Origin of the sequence: Anabaena sp. CCY 9613 (assembly GCF_963920895.1) — a bacterium.
Taxonomy (GTDB): domain Bacteria; phylum Cyanobacteriota; class Cyanobacteriia; order Cyanobacteriales; family Nostocaceae; genus Cyanocohniella.
On record NZ_CAWUDE010000006.1, the window covers coordinates 215,703 to 229,663 of the forward strand.

The window sequence follows — 13,961 nt, forward strand, 5'->3', positions numbered from 1 at the left end:
TCGGGAAACCCGCCCACGTGAGTGGCTCCCCAACCTACATCTAATACACTATTTTAGCCTTGCCACGCCACTAGGGCTTGCTGAAAAAGAAAGAAAAGGCGACAGTATCTAAGGTAATCAATAATTACTTACACAAAATCATAAAATGAGTATTTTTGGTAGATACCGAGGCATTGCTATCACTGTCTTTTCCTTCGGTGTTGTCTTGTGCAACCAATCAGCAGTAGCAACTATTACAGTACCTCTACGCAGCCAAAAGGGAATGGTGGTTTCAGCACATCCCCTCGCCAGTGATGTGGGAATTGCGATGTTGCGTCAGGGTGGTAATGCTATTGATGCAGCAGTAGCTACAACTTTTGCTATTTCTGTTGTTGAGCCTTTTTCAGCAGGAATTGGCGGTGGCGGATTTTTATTGATGCATTCTGGGGAAACTGGTGAAATCAAAGCGCTAGATTTTCGGGAACGCGCACCTATCAAGGCCACAAAAGATATGTATCTGGATGCAACAGGTAAGGTGCGTCCCAATGCAAGTGTCAATGGTCATTTGGCGGTGGCGACACCAGGGACGGTGGCAGGTATGTATGAAGTGCATCGTCGTTATGGTAATTTACCTTGGCAAGAGGTAATGAAACCTGCCATCGCTTTAGCTAAAGATGGCTATATTCTCAGCCGGATTCTCTCTCCTCGTTATCTACAAGTCAGTGAGTCTTCCAGACACCCAATTTTCGACAATCCAGCAGCACGGGACATTTTTACTCGTAACGATGAATTTTATCAACCAGGAGAAAGACTGGTACAGCATGACTTGGCAAGGACTTTAACAGAAATTGCCCGCAATCCCCAAAGTTTTTACACAGGTGGTATTGCTTGGGCGATCGCCTCTGATATGGCCAAAAATGGTGGTTTAATTACCCTAGAAGACCTCAAAGCTTATAGACCAATTTGGCGGACTCCTGTGTGTGGAAAGTTCCGTCAAGCAAAAATCTGCTCAATGCCACCACCTTCATCGGGGGGTGTTCATTTATTGCAGATGTTAAATATTATTGGTGAAACTGATTTCAAGTCTTTAGGTTGGCGTCATCCCGATGCTTTGCATTTAATGATCGAAGCCATGAAGATTGCTTATGCTGATCGCTCAGTACATTTAGGTGATCCCGATTTTGTCAAAGTCCCTGTACAACAACTAATCAGCCCAGAATATGCCCAAAAACGTCGTCAAGAAATTGATATGGAAGTGGCGAAACCGGCATCTAAGGTGCAGCCAGGAAATTTCAACTCTTTCCCCACTCCCAACTCCCTATTCCCTATTCCCACTCTCATTAAAAGTGAATCTACTGAAACCAGTCATTTAACTGTTGTCGATGCACAACGTAATGCTATCAGTCTCACATTCACCATTAACTTAGGCTTTGGTGCAAATGTCGTTACACCGGGGACAGGGATAATTCTCAACAACGAAATGGATGACTTCGCTGTTGCACCAGGAGTGCCGAATGCTTTTGGTCTAATAGGTAATGAAGCTAATGCGATCGCACCTCGCAAAACTCCTTTATCTAGTATGACTCCGACAATAATCACAGAGAATGGCCGCCTGCGGATGGCGGTGGGTACTCCTGGTGGTAGCACTATCATCACTCAGGTATTACAAATTATCCTGAATGTGCTGGAATACGAAATGGATATTGGGGCAGCTGTGTCCGTTTCCCGCATACATCATCAGTGGTTACCCGATAATTTAGGTGTGGAACGTTGGGGATTAGATGCACTAACTTTGCAAGAGTTACGCCGTCGCGGACACAATATTAAGGAGATTAATTCTTGGGGTAATGCTAACGCGATCGTTGTCACCAAAGATGGCAATTTAGAAGGTGCCGCCGATCCTCGCGGTGAAGGTTTCCCCAGAGGTTGGTAAATTATGAATTTTGCAGTCTTGATTCGACATAGCTGCTGCTACCAAATTCGTTTGCCCGTGCGCTATGTACTAGAGTCCAGCCTGCTTTGAGAAGTTTTTGATAAGTTGCCCAACCTTTAGATCCACCAGGAATTTGATAATCTGGTACTGCAAATTGAGGAAAAGCTGTGTAGGGTCGCCAAGGCTGATTAGGTGAGGCTTGCAAATGCAAAATTTTCTCTCCATCACTGCCGGACTTAGATAACCAGCACATTTGTCGCTGCATAGCAAACTCCTTTGCGTTTCGCTTATTTTGCATAATGACAGATTTTTGTCAATACCTGCCTCGGCCTTGTGGGATAATTTTTTATCTCCCTAGTATGTGTGAGCAGAACTACTAACTAAAACAGCACAATTACTTAATTCCTGATAGATCATTTGCCTGTCTGGTAATGAAATGCCAAGACCGACCAGCAGAACAAGTATTTGTCCTGAACTTAGTTTGAGTGCAAGTTTTTTCTAATGGTATATGTGGTTATTGCTAGTGTATGTAGCAATAACTACGTTTTAGGTATATGGCTCAGGGTGAGTAAGCTTGTTTTGCTGGCTACAAGAGTGTGAATTCCTGATATTAGCTACTTTTCCAGTTCCTAAAAATATTTCTCGTATTTTTCCCTCCCAGAAAATTTATCAGTTATGGAATCGGAATAACACACCGCCTTTGAGCAATCCTGTCTCATGACCGTAACTGCTAACAGTAAGCGATCGCAGGTTGTTAAAAATTGGTTTACCAACTACTTCTACTAGCTTGAGAATCGGTAGTTGACGCTCTAACAAAGTTTGACTTTTTTCCCAGTCCAGATATATATAGCCTTGATTGGGTTGGGGAATAGCCGCGATACTGTCTTGAAAATTGCGATCGTTAATCAAGGAATTTTTCTTGGCTGTAATTACTTCGTTTAAGGTTTCCAAGTTGGAGGCGAAAATTTCGTAATTTCCCAGAGTAGTATGTACTCCTTGGACTTTAGCCTCAATAGCGAAGGTGGGGCGTTTTTTGGTATCGGTTTGTTGAGTCGCCGCCTTTAACTCCGTCCAGGCAGAAATTTTTTGTTGATTCAAGTTAAAAGAACTAATATTTAGCCCATGATCTGAAGCGATCGCATCTAAATGAGATATACCTTCTGGTACATTTTCTAATCTTTCGACCACAAAAACCCAATCAGGATTACCTTGTCCTTCTTGAGGTAACAATGCTAAGGCGTATTCTCCTTTTACCCAGCTAAATATATCTTCTGCTAAGTTAATATCCTTGGTTTTCTGTAGTTCTATCAATGGTTGTACCAGTCTGGAAATAATATCTGTTCCAGAACCAGATACGACTATTTTCGCTTGTGTCCAGAGTTGGGCTAAATCACTATTACCCAAATTTTGTAAATCAGAACTAGCAATTACCATACTTGCAGCCGCAGGAATATACTCTAATGCTCCTACAGGTTTATCTAAGGCTGGGGATAAAGGTAGAATTTCCGAGTTCGTCAAAAAGTTAGTTTCTGCTAGCACTCCCTGGGAGTTCAACGACAAAGAAATAATTTGACTATCATAGGTGGCTTCGGGTAATTCTAAACCTTGCCATTCTGCCAAAATCGGCAGATTAAAAAAAGTCGTAGCAAAGGCTGACTGGGGCAATTTTTCGACAGCTTTTTGGTATTGGGGAGAACTACTCAAATTCAGATCAGGCGCTTGGACATTATTAATCGCATCTCGCAACACCTTAGGATCATTGGCAAACAACACAAAGCCATCCACAACTGCACCTGCAAGTGCATCCTGCTGTGGTAGGAAATCGTCATAAATCAGCTTTGCGCCTTCATATTGTTCAACAGCCAAGTTGGCGCCAGATAACACCCGCCGAGAAAACAACAAATCTAAAAACTCGCGGCTTTTCTCTGGTTTATCGGTGGCTAGCGCCATGAGATACCCTGGTTGCTTACCATTTTCCGCATCGCGGTCAATATCCAAGGTAGTCACAGAAAGAGTAATTTCATTTCCTAGCCAGGGTTGAATATCTTGTTTGTAATCGATGCCACTCTTAGCAAATAAACTAGTTTTGAGCTGAGATAACTCTCCTTCACGCTCCAAAGCCTGTAACCTATCAGGATTCGCCAGCAAAGAAACCATCACCGGAGCCAGTTTCGACACAAATATGGCAGCACCAGGCTGGGAATTAGACGCCAATTTAGCCGGACTTCTAGCGAAAAACCAAAAACCGGCCATCGCCACTAACAGAGCGATCGCCCCTGCAACCAAGAAACCAAATAATGAGCGTTGACTACTTACATTAGACATACTAAACCAGCAGTTTTACAGCCATTTAACCAGAAAGCCTCATTTGTTGGAAGTGGGGACTAGGAAGAAAAAAAAGATTACAGTAATACTGCAAAGTCTTTCCCCCCACTCCCTACTCCCCTAGTAATAGATGCTCATGCTAGGGGAAGAATTTTCTGTCACCATAAGGAAGATAAAGTTGTTTACCAAAAACGCATGACAGGGAATCCTTCTGGTCTAACCATTACTCAGATTAGTGTAGAGGAACTGGCGCAACGTCTGTCTTCTAATGATGCAACTATTCAGTTAGTAGATGTGCGCGAACCGCAAGAATTAGCGATCGCTAGCATTGAAGGCTTTGTTAACTTACCCCTGAGCGAATTTGTGGAATGGGGCGATCAAGTCCCGACGATGTTCAATCCCCAAGCGGAAACCCTCGTGCTTTGTCACCACGGCATTCGTTCTGCCCAAATGTGTCAGTGGTTAATGGTTCAAGGTTTCACAAATGTGAAAAATATTGCTGGTGGTATTGATGCCTATTCTCTATTAGTTGACTCTTCAGTTCCCCAATATTAGCTAACAAAATTGTTGAGATGTCATAGTAACACCATCTCAACAGCGCTATCTTTGATACACTAATATTTCAGGAAATTATTAGGGTTAAAACTCCTCAATCTGCATATCAGGGTACATTTACTGAAGCTATATATATTAACTTCTACTAAAAAGTAGTAGTATAAAATACAGCTTTTTGGAAAAGAAGCTGCAAAAATACGGAAAAACTCCCAATCATTAGATCTAGCGAACTTATCTTGGTGAACAACAGTCAAGCTATAGCAACACTAATCACAGAACTTTACCTTTCGCAACTACAATAAAATTACATAACTTGCTATGTTAATTAATTATTATTTAACTTTTTGGCTTTCAAATCCCAAATTTTTTTAAAGTTTGATTAAAATTTGCGTTCAGCAAAACATATCCTATGGAAGTCCAGTTGACAAATCGACAACAGCATATACTTTGGGCAACGGTACGTCACTACATCGCTACGGCAGAGCCGGTTGGTTCAAAAGCGTTGGTCGAGGAGTACGACCTAGGTGTGAGTTCAGCGACAATTCGCAATGTCATGGGTGTCTTAGAGAAATCTGGGTTACTTTACCAACCACACACATCCGCCGGCAGAGTACCGTCGGACTCAGGCTATCGCATTTATGTTGACCAGCTAATTACACCTTCTTTACGAGATGTTACGCGCACGGAAATTTTAACTAAAGAAGTAGAACTAGCACTACAACAGCGTCTGCAATGGGAAGATTGGAGTTTGGAAGCCACACTACAAGGAGCAGCGCAGATTTTAGCAACTTTGAGTGGTTGCATTAGCTTGATTACCATGCCACAAACCAACACAGCAACTTTGCGACATTTGCAATTGATGCAAATTGAAGTTGGACGAATCATGTTGATTGTGGTGACGGATGCTTACGAAACCCATTCTAGATTGATGGATTTATCACCCGTGAATGTAGAAACACAACCAGATCCAGAGGTGATAGATCATGAATTGCAAATTGTCTCTAACTTTTTGAATACCCACTTGCGGGGCCGGAGTTTATTAGAATTAGCTAGTCTAGACTGGAGCGAATTAGATCAAGAGTTCCAGCGTTATGGCGAATTCTTGAAAAGTTCAGTTGCAGAATTAACCCGACGCACTCTAGCACCAAATACGACCCAAATTATGGTTCGGGGTGTAGCCGAGGTGTTGCGTCAGCCAGAATTTTCTCAATTACAGCAAGTACAGACAATTATCCACCTGCTGGAAGAAGAACAAGACCAACTATGGCGATTAATCTTTGAGGAACCAGAAATAGAAGAGACTGGTAAGTCCAGGGTAACCGTTCGCATTGGCGCAGAAAACCCACTAGAGCCAATACGCACCTGCACGTTGATTTCTTCTACCTATCGCCGGGGTTTACTACCTGTCGGAAGTGTGGGAGTATTAGGGCCGACACGCCTAGATTACGAAGGTGCGATCGCAGTTGTAGCAGCAGCAGCTGATTACCTCTCGGAAGCTTTTAGTTAATTTCTGGAGAAGATGCTCAGAAAAATTACTTTTGGGGTGCTATGGCTAGGATTTATTACTTATGCATTTATTTTTGCACCTCCCGATCAACCAAATACATTCGAGTTGATCCAAAACCTATCTCTGGGACAATGGCAAGGTATTAACCCCTTAGTCATTGCCTTATTCAATGTCATGGGCATCTGGCCTCTCATCTACAGCGCAGTATTATTTATTGATGGTAGAAGTCAAAAAATACTAGCTTGGCCTTTCGCTACTGCTGCTTTTGCCGTTGGTGCTTTTGCCCTTTTGCCTTATTTAATTCTCCGCAATCCCAATCAAGAGTTTGTTGGGCAAAAAAATCTCTTGCTCAAATTCCTAGATTCTCGTATTACTGGCGTTGTCTTGACTATAGCCGCAGCGATTCTAGTTGCTTACGGTTTACAAGGCGATTGGGGCGATTTTGTGCAGCAGTGGCAAACTAGCCGCTTCATCCATGTCATGAGTTTAGATTTCTGTCTCCTGAGTTTATTATTTCCCTCATTACTAGGAGATGATATGGCACGTCGCGGTTGGGAAAATCAGCCAATTTTCTGGTTAACCTCCTTAATTCCATTATTTGGCCCCTTAATTTATTTATGTCTGCGTCCACCACTATCAGCAGCAAAAGTAGAAATGACGCCTAGTAAGTTGGACTAGTACTAACTCCTGATTGATTTGTTTCATGACATGAAACCTATCGGCTACTACTTGAGCATTAGGCATCATTTCTTGAATGAGACTTTTATAAGGTACCCATAAATCTATACTGACTTCTTCTATTTGATTCAATACCTTCGAACCTAGACTTGATAGGTATTCCGCTATAATTGCTTTATTTCTTTTCTCTAACAATGCTATTGGTCTTCTTGTTTCTAAATCTACTAATACTGCGGCATAATTTTTTCCTCCTTTCAACTGCGTAATTTCATCTATCCCTAACTTTTTTATCTGTTTTTTATCTGTTTAGGTTTTTCTTTTAGTAAATCTGATTCCAATTCTTTTAATATTGTTTCTATCTCAGATGAAGTCATTCTATTTCTGATAGCTGCATTCTCTACATCGGTTTCTAAAACTTCCTTCATTACTTTGTTTGCTAATCTTTTTGTATAGGTTCTTCTGGTTTTTACAAAAGACAGTTTTTCACTAAACACTTTTTGACATTCTGTACATTTTAGTTGCCGACGATTTACTTTTAAAAATACTTGATAATCACTCATTGGTATATGATCAGAGATATACCAATGATTTTGATGCGTTTTAGAGGTGGTGTTTCCACAGCGAGGACATTGACCAAGTTTTGACTGATTTTGAATTTCGATGACGATTTCATCATCAGTGATAAAGTCGTAATTAATAACCTTGATATCTTCAATATTAATAACTTTAGTAATAAAATGAAGTAGGGGATTAGATGGCATATTTATTAAAATAGTAGTTTTATATTTAATTTTTCTTTTGCTTTATATTATGATTTTGTTTTGTTTTGCTCTCCCTGCATACTTTACCACCACTATTGACTGCTAATTACAGAAGCTATGTTTGATTTATTTATGTTAGTTTAACATAACTACTCTGGGAGAGCCAATAATGTTATTTGCTGTATAGTAAGATGTGAAAAAGCGAGTAAAAATGTCAGCAAATATCCTATCCAGAAAATTTAGCTGCACTACTCGCCTGGGTCTATACAAGGTTTATTTAGAAAAGCTTTAATTAATATATAGTAATATTCCCCAAAAGTATTGTTGAATAGATCACAAATATAGATAATTTATCGTCAAATACAGAATTATTTTGAGGAGATGAAAGCCCAATCTTCTGGGGTATTACAGTTAAATAACATCTCAGACGCGGGGAAAGGCAAAACTTTTACAGGATGCTGATGCAACCACTTTTGAAACGATCGCCCGCCTTGATTGATAAAATCTAACAGTAGCGGTAAACAGCGCCGGCGATAGAAGCCACATAAAGGTTCCCATCCTTGAGTATGCTGCACCAAAGCCGCAATCGCCTCATCATCTACATTATCCAGTTCAGCCGCCCAGGACTGCAATACCCCAACCTGTAATCGAGGCAAATCACAAGCTAGCAGCAACACCCAATCTGTTTGTACTTGCGCCAACCCTTGGGCAAATCCTACCAGTGGCCCGTGGGTTTGGGGAGATTGATTTTTCTGGCTTTGTGCTTTTTTGTCATCTAAGAGCAAAGATACTTCTTTGATAAATTGACAACGAGGTAAAACTAAGTATTGATACCGTTCCGGCCAAGGGGTGACTATATAAATAGTCTTGGCACAATCAGCTGCAACACTACAAATCCGTTGCAACAACGGTATTCCCTCAACAGCCATCAAAGCCTTATCCTGTCCCATACGAGAACTTTTACCACCCGCCAAAATAATAGCACTTAAAAGTCCTGAATCCTCAGTCTTCAAGGAACTATGATTTATCCCCATCTCCCTCACGCCCTAATCTGACTCTGCTGCACTTGCTGTAACAATTGCTCGTCACTTGCTGCTGGTTCTAGACACTGCAAACCTTGGCAAACTAAACCAATACTACCTGCTGGTAAATTTGAGATTACAGAAAACACAGAAACAGGCAAATACTGGGGAATCAGAGGAATTATCTGGTCAATAGTACTACGAATCAAAGTAGCATTACGATACCAATCTAAGGCTGTAAACAAGCTAGGACAGGCTTGGGGAGTGCTACCCATTACACTACTAAACGCCTTTAATGCTTGTTCGGCTAAATCAAGGTAATGGAGATTATCTGTAAGTAAAGCCAGACGAACTAAGTTAGCGATCGCAATTCCATTGGCTGAGGGTGTAGCATTATCAGCATAACTGCGTTCCCGCACAATTAAATCTTGACTGGCATCACTGGCGGTATTGTAGTAACCACCTAATTCTATACTCCAGAGATACTCATTAAATTCGGTTTGTAGTGCGATCGCCTTTTCTAACCAGTATTCTTCCTCAGGGCCACAAGCCTGTAAATCCAGCAGTGCTTTAATAAAAAAGGCGTAATCTTCAGACTGGGCTAAAACATGCGGTTGTCCTTGATAGTTGAGTCGGTGGAAACGTCCATCCACAAACTGATGTTCTAAAATAAACTTGGCTGCATTGGCGGCAATTTCCGCATATAACGGTTGTTGAAACACACCAGAGGCCCTAGCCAACCCAGAAATCATCAAGCTATTCCAAGCCACAATCATCTTCGTATCAGTCACCGAAGGAATACGCCCTGGCCAGTTAACAGTTTTTGCTTCTTGATTGTTGCTAGCCGGAGGAAAAGTTTTCAGTGACTCTGGCTTTTCACCATAACGAGCCGCAAATAACTTGCCCAATGCAGTTTCCAATGTGGTACTTAGTTCTCCCGGATGGCGACGTTGTAAAACATTCTTACCTTCAAAGTTACCCTGAGGAGTTACCGTAAACTGTTGTTGTAATTCCGTCAGTTCCTCTGACGTTAACAGTTGTTCTAGTTCGCTGTAACTCCAGACATAAAATGCTCCTTCTTCCGGTTCCACATCTGTGGGGCTAGTGAAACTATCAGCATCTTGCGCTGCATAAAAATAACCTTCTGGGGCAGTCATTTCTCGTTGTAGCCATTCCACAGTACCCGCTACCGCCCGTGCAAATGCTGGTTCTTGTACTTTATGACTCCACAAATTCGCTAGATACTCGACAATCTGACCATTGTCATAGAGCATCTTTTCAAAATGAGGCACTGTCCAAGTGGGATCAACAGTATAGCGGTGAAAACCTCCACCCACGTGGTCATAAATACCTCCCAAAGCTAAATCTAGTCCCCGTTGAGTGCAAATTTGCTTGCCATCATCACGAGACGGAAACATAAAACGAGTTCCCCGCAATGCCAATTCTGTATAGGGAATCATGGGAAAACTATTACCAGATTGATTGGGCGTAATTATACCCGTGCTAGTTTCCCAACCTTGCTGGAGTAATTCATGTTCTTGAACTTCTGGTGCAGCACTATTTTGCAACACCGCAGAGGTGAGGAGCGATTCAATAATTATGGCTTTGCGTTGGCTTAAATCTGCTTTTTCTGTATCGTAGTAGCGGCGCAGGGCTTGCAAGACTTGTAAAAAGCCAGGACGACCATAGCGAGCTTCTAAAGGGAAGTAAGTTCCAGCGTAAAACGGTACTAAATCATCTGGAGATAAAAAGACATTTAAGGGCCAACCTCCTTGACCACTCATCATTTGCAAAGCCTGCATATAGATGCTGTCAAGGTCAGGTCTTTCTTCTCTATCTACTTTAATCGGCAGGAAATTGGCATTCAGATACTCAGCTATTGCTGAATCAGAAAAAGCCTCACCTTCCATGACAGTACACCAGTGGCAACTGGAATAACCAATAGAAAGAAAGATAGGTTTATTTTGTCCCCTAGCAGTTGCGAGAGCTTCATCACACCAAGACCACCAATCAATAGGGTTTTCGGCGTGTTTACGAAGATAGAGACTCTGAGCTTCAGCAAGGCGATTAGTCATAATTCTATACAGATAGTTGCCTTCTTTGCTCAGTCTAGCCTTTTCCTCCGAGTCTTAGCCGAGATCCACCTCTATAAACATCAGAAAATTGACCAGTGACTTAGATATTAGGGTATCAAAGTATTGATTGGTCAACCTACGTATTAACTAGCTAACTACTACTTAAAAGGACTTAACAGCAAACTGACAAGTGTTGCTGGCGTGTCTGGTGTCGATGATGTTGCCCTCATCTGCATTCTAGCCTCGGGGCTAAGTCCTGCTATCAGGTGCAGTAAAAAGGTAATGATGGCGGCTTGCACAAGTTTTTGTAACATGGCAGTTCTCCTTCTGTGAGTAGCATTTCAAGTAGGATGAATCACTGTAAATACACGCCGTACTATTGGTTTACCGGAATTGATAAAATGCACCGGATAATTGCTCAACAATAAACTAAAAAAATATTTAAATATTTACCAATAGTTGACAGAAGTTTACTAAAAAAACTTTTTTCCCGTAGTCTGCTCACTACGCTACCAAAATCAAAAATTATCCAAATTATTTAATAAATTTAATTCCAGAAATTGGTGTGAACGTACCGGGGCATATCTACAGGGTTAATAGTGAACATCACTAGAGATTTTAAATTTTGCCTCCCTAACCGTGTGGAGATATATATTTAGACGTTGCTCCTCTATAAAAAGTGCCCAAAGGCGTTTTTTACATCCGCCAATTAGATGATAGATTGATTGACTTTTGGGTGAGGACAGCAATCAGCCGCTGACATAGATAAGATAGATGTAAATAAAATAGCTATAAGCACGCTGCATGATTCCTATCGTTGTTGAACAATCGGGTCGAGGCGAACGCGCCTTTGATATTTACTCACGACTGTTGCGTGAGCGCATTATCTTTTTGGGACAACAGGTCGATAGCAACCTGGCAAATTTGATTGTTGCCCAACTGCTGTTTTTGGATGCCGAAGACGCGGAGAAAGACATTTATATGTATATTAATTCTCCTGGTGGTTCGGTAATGGCTGGCATGGGCATTTTCGACACCATGAATCATATCCGCCCCGACGTCTGTACCATTTGTACTGGACTAGCAGCCAGTATGGGCGCTTTCCTCCTCAGTGCAGGTGCTAAGGGTAAACGGATGAGTCTACCCCATTCTCGGATTATGATTCATCAACCTCTAGGTGGCGCTCAAGGACAAGCGACTGATATTGAAATTCAGGCGCGGGAAATTTTGTACCACAAGCGGCGACTAAATGAATATTTAGCCGAACATACTGGTCAACCAATTGAGCGCATTGCTGAAGATACCGAACGCGACTTCTTTATGTCACCAGAAGAAGCCCAGGAATATGGCTTAATTGACCAAGTGATTGACCGTCACGCTGCGGGTAGTCGTCCCGCTGCTGTTCTCAATAATTAGATGGGAGTAGGGAGTAGGGAGTAGGGAGTAGGGGGAAGAATTTAGGCTTCTACCACAATTACCTCCCCTGTCCCCATCTCAAAACCCCGCCACTGGGTCTGGCTGAGATTCCAGATATTTGAGAAACCCATATAATTCTTCTTCGGTTAGCAAAGTGCGTCCTCGCTTACCGTAGGTTTTAATTAAATGTTCTCGTCCTTGTTCTGCTGTCCAGCCTAAGCGCTGAAGTTCCACATCGGTTTTGGCAATGACATCAGATAAATCTACTGGTTCGCTTTTCTTCTTTTTCTTTCCTCCCCCGGTGTGCGTGGCCACATTCTCTGGCGGGGTATAACTGCGTGGTGTAAATGGTGTGACGTTGCTGGTAAAACTTTCTGACAAGTTTGTCTTTTCTGGTGGGTTATCAGCCATCATTTCCCAGCTTTCTACTGGGGTATCAAATTCTGATTCCCTGTTGTCAGTCATGGGCAAGTCTGAATTTATATCCTGCTTGTAAGTTTCACTGATGACTGTTTCTGGTTTGATGTTCTGTTCATTGACAGGCGGTAAAGATATTTCTTTGCTACTGGACTTAGACCACGGACTACTGCCAAAGTCTTCATCGATGACCGGGGAATAGGTCGGCTCATTTAATCCCACCTTTGTGGTTGGGGAGGGAGGATTTAACGGCACTGGGGATGTTGATTTTCTCGCAAATGCTACCGAGGTTTGTGGAGAATTACTGATTCCTAAAACCATCAATGCTCGGTTTCTGGCTTGGTCTTCTGCTGCTTCTACGGTTTCAGCCCCAGCCATACCAGTAGCACGGGTTACGTTTTCAATTTGGACACTGACCCGGACAATATATTTTCCTTGAAAAATTTGGACTAATTCCGAAATAATATTGCCGTTGGGATATAAGCTCTGGAATTGAGCCAACATAATACTGCCACCAATTTAAACTCTGTTCTGTACTAAACAGTAGACTACTTTTTCCTGTGTCTCTCACAAAAAAACAGAAGTTTCTTTCTGACTTAGCCCTGATAACTCAGGACTCAGCACTCAACTGTGTCCCGATTGTAGCAGTAGGCGTTGGTTGCTCCAATTTTTATTTAATGATAACTAACTCTAGGTGGTTACCCCTTAAATGCTATACTAATTACCCAATTCTATATCCGGAACTATTTCCTGGAAGTACGCTCTAAATCTACAATAATGGAGATAAGGTTCATCCTCACTGCTTGCTAAACTGCTTACTCGATTGTTACCGATTCTACATGTGGGAAAATCGGGTCTATGGGCAGTTTGTCCTTATGATAAATCAGAGTCTCATGGTGTGAAATTACCTTCAAGCTCAACAATCAAACATCTATAGTTTACCCTGATAGCGCTTTTGGGCAGTGTGGAGAGTAATCCCAATCCAGCCTCTCAAAAACCCTAAGCGCAATTACCTAGTAGGGCACATGCCATCAGGCGTACTGTATTAAGTTTGGGTTACTTTAAGGAAATTAAACTCATGTGAACTTTGAAATTACTTTGCAGTGAGAAGTTTGTAGATGCAAAGCGGCTTTCTGTAAAGGTGTGTCGGCTTCCTTACCTGAAACATGAACCCTGCCTTAAGGCAATTCGTTTCCGGCTAGTGCAGTTGGGTAGAAGTAACCGACCATCTGACAACAAGTCGAAAGCTACAGATAAATAAGTCTTTTGACTTTTAAGGTAGCAGCACTAGTT

10 protein-coding genes and 1 pseudogene are annotated in these 13,961 nt (G+C 41.9%); 5 read left to right on the forward strand and 6 right to left on the reverse strand.

All coding sequences use genetic code 11. From position 1 onward, the window contains the following. Nucleotides 1–145 precede the first annotated feature (145 nt). On the forward strand, nt 146–1,912 hold the full coding sequence (gene ggt, locus ACM0OT_RS09640) for a gamma-glutamyltransferase (RefSeq protein ID WP_414564153.1): 1,767 nt from the start codon (nt 146–148) through the stop codon (nt 1,910–1,912). A gap of 1 nt (nt 1,913) precedes the next feature. On the opposite strand, the gene ACM0OT_RS09645 is transcribed toward ggt, so the two are convergent. Continuing rightward, on the reverse strand, nt 1,914–2,177 hold the full coding sequence (locus ACM0OT_RS09645) for a hypothetical protein (RefSeq protein ID WP_414542054.1): 264 nt from the start codon (nt 2,175–2,177) through the stop codon (nt 1,914–1,916). Between the two features lie 404 nt (nt 2,178–2,581). Continuing rightward, nucleotides 2,582–4,237 carry a DUF3352 domain-containing protein gene (locus ACM0OT_RS09650; RefSeq protein ID WP_414564154.1) on the reverse strand — a complete coding sequence of 552 codons (1,656 nt, stop codon included), beginning with the start codon at nt 4,235–4,237 and terminating at the stop codon, nt 2,582–2,584. 195 nt (nt 4,238–4,432) lie between these two features. On the opposite strand from ACM0OT_RS09650, the gene ACM0OT_RS09655 reads away from it, so the two are divergent. The 3 genes from ACM0OT_RS09655 (at nt 4,433) to ACM0OT_RS09665 (ending at nt 6,977) form a co-directional block, all read left to right on the forward strand. After that, on the forward strand, nt 4,433–4,792 hold the full coding sequence (locus ACM0OT_RS09655; RefSeq protein ID WP_414542056.1) for a rhodanese-like domain-containing protein: 360 nt from the start codon (nt 4,433–4,435) through the stop codon (nt 4,790–4,792). A 409-nt stretch (nt 4,793–5,201) separates the two neighbouring features. After that, nucleotides 5,202–6,299 (forward strand): heat-inducible transcriptional repressor HrcA, encoded by a 1,098-nt coding sequence (gene hrcA / locus ACM0OT_RS09660; RefSeq protein ID WP_414564155.1) that lies wholly within the window; start codon nt 5,202–5,204, stop codon nt 6,297–6,299. 12 nt (nt 6,300–6,311) lie between these two features. After that, the gene (locus ACM0OT_RS09665) at nt 6,312–6,977 is read left to right on the forward strand and encodes a DUF2834 domain-containing protein (RefSeq protein WP_414564156.1); all 666 of its coding nucleotides are present in this window, start codon (nt 6,312–6,314) and stop codon (nt 6,975–6,977) included. A 3-nt stretch (nt 6,978–6,980) separates the two neighbouring features. Here ACM0OT_RS09665 and ACM0OT_RS09670 read toward each other — a convergent pair. The 3 genes and pseudogenes from ACM0OT_RS09670 to ACM0OT_RS09680 form a co-directional block, all read right to left on the reverse strand. Next, nucleotides 6,981–7,738, reverse strand: a pseudogene (locus ACM0OT_RS09670) (ISL3 family transposase); the annotation flags it as partial. Between the two features lie 368 nt (nt 7,739–8,106). Next, complete coding sequence (locus tag ACM0OT_RS09675; RefSeq protein ID WP_414564157.1) at nt 8,107–8,772, reverse strand: molybdenum cofactor guanylyltransferase; 666 nt, start codon at nt 8,770–8,772, stop codon at nt 8,107–8,109. A gap of 5 nt (nt 8,773–8,777) precedes the next feature. Next, nucleotides 8,778–10,835, reverse strand: coding sequence for a thioredoxin domain-containing protein (locus ACM0OT_RS09680; protein WP_414564158.1), 2,058 nt, complete (start codon nt 10,833–10,835; stop codon nt 8,778–8,780). A gap of 804 nt (nt 10,836–11,639) precedes the next feature. On the opposite strand from ACM0OT_RS09680, the gene clpP reads away from it, so the two are divergent. Then, nucleotides 11,640–12,251: an ATP-dependent Clp endopeptidase proteolytic subunit ClpP gene (clpP, locus tag ACM0OT_RS09685; RefSeq protein WP_414545979.1), complete on the forward strand. Its 612-nt coding sequence runs from the start codon at nt 11,640–11,642 to the stop codon at nt 12,249–12,251. Nucleotides 12,252–12,329: 78 nt separating this feature from the next. Here the strand turns inward: clpP and ACM0OT_RS09690 are convergent, their stop codons facing one another. Further along, complete coding sequence (locus ACM0OT_RS09690; RefSeq protein ID WP_414564159.1) at nt 12,330–13,172, reverse strand: hypothetical protein; 843 nt, start codon at nt 13,170–13,172, stop codon at nt 12,330–12,332. Nucleotides 13,173–13,961 lie beyond the last annotated feature (789 nt).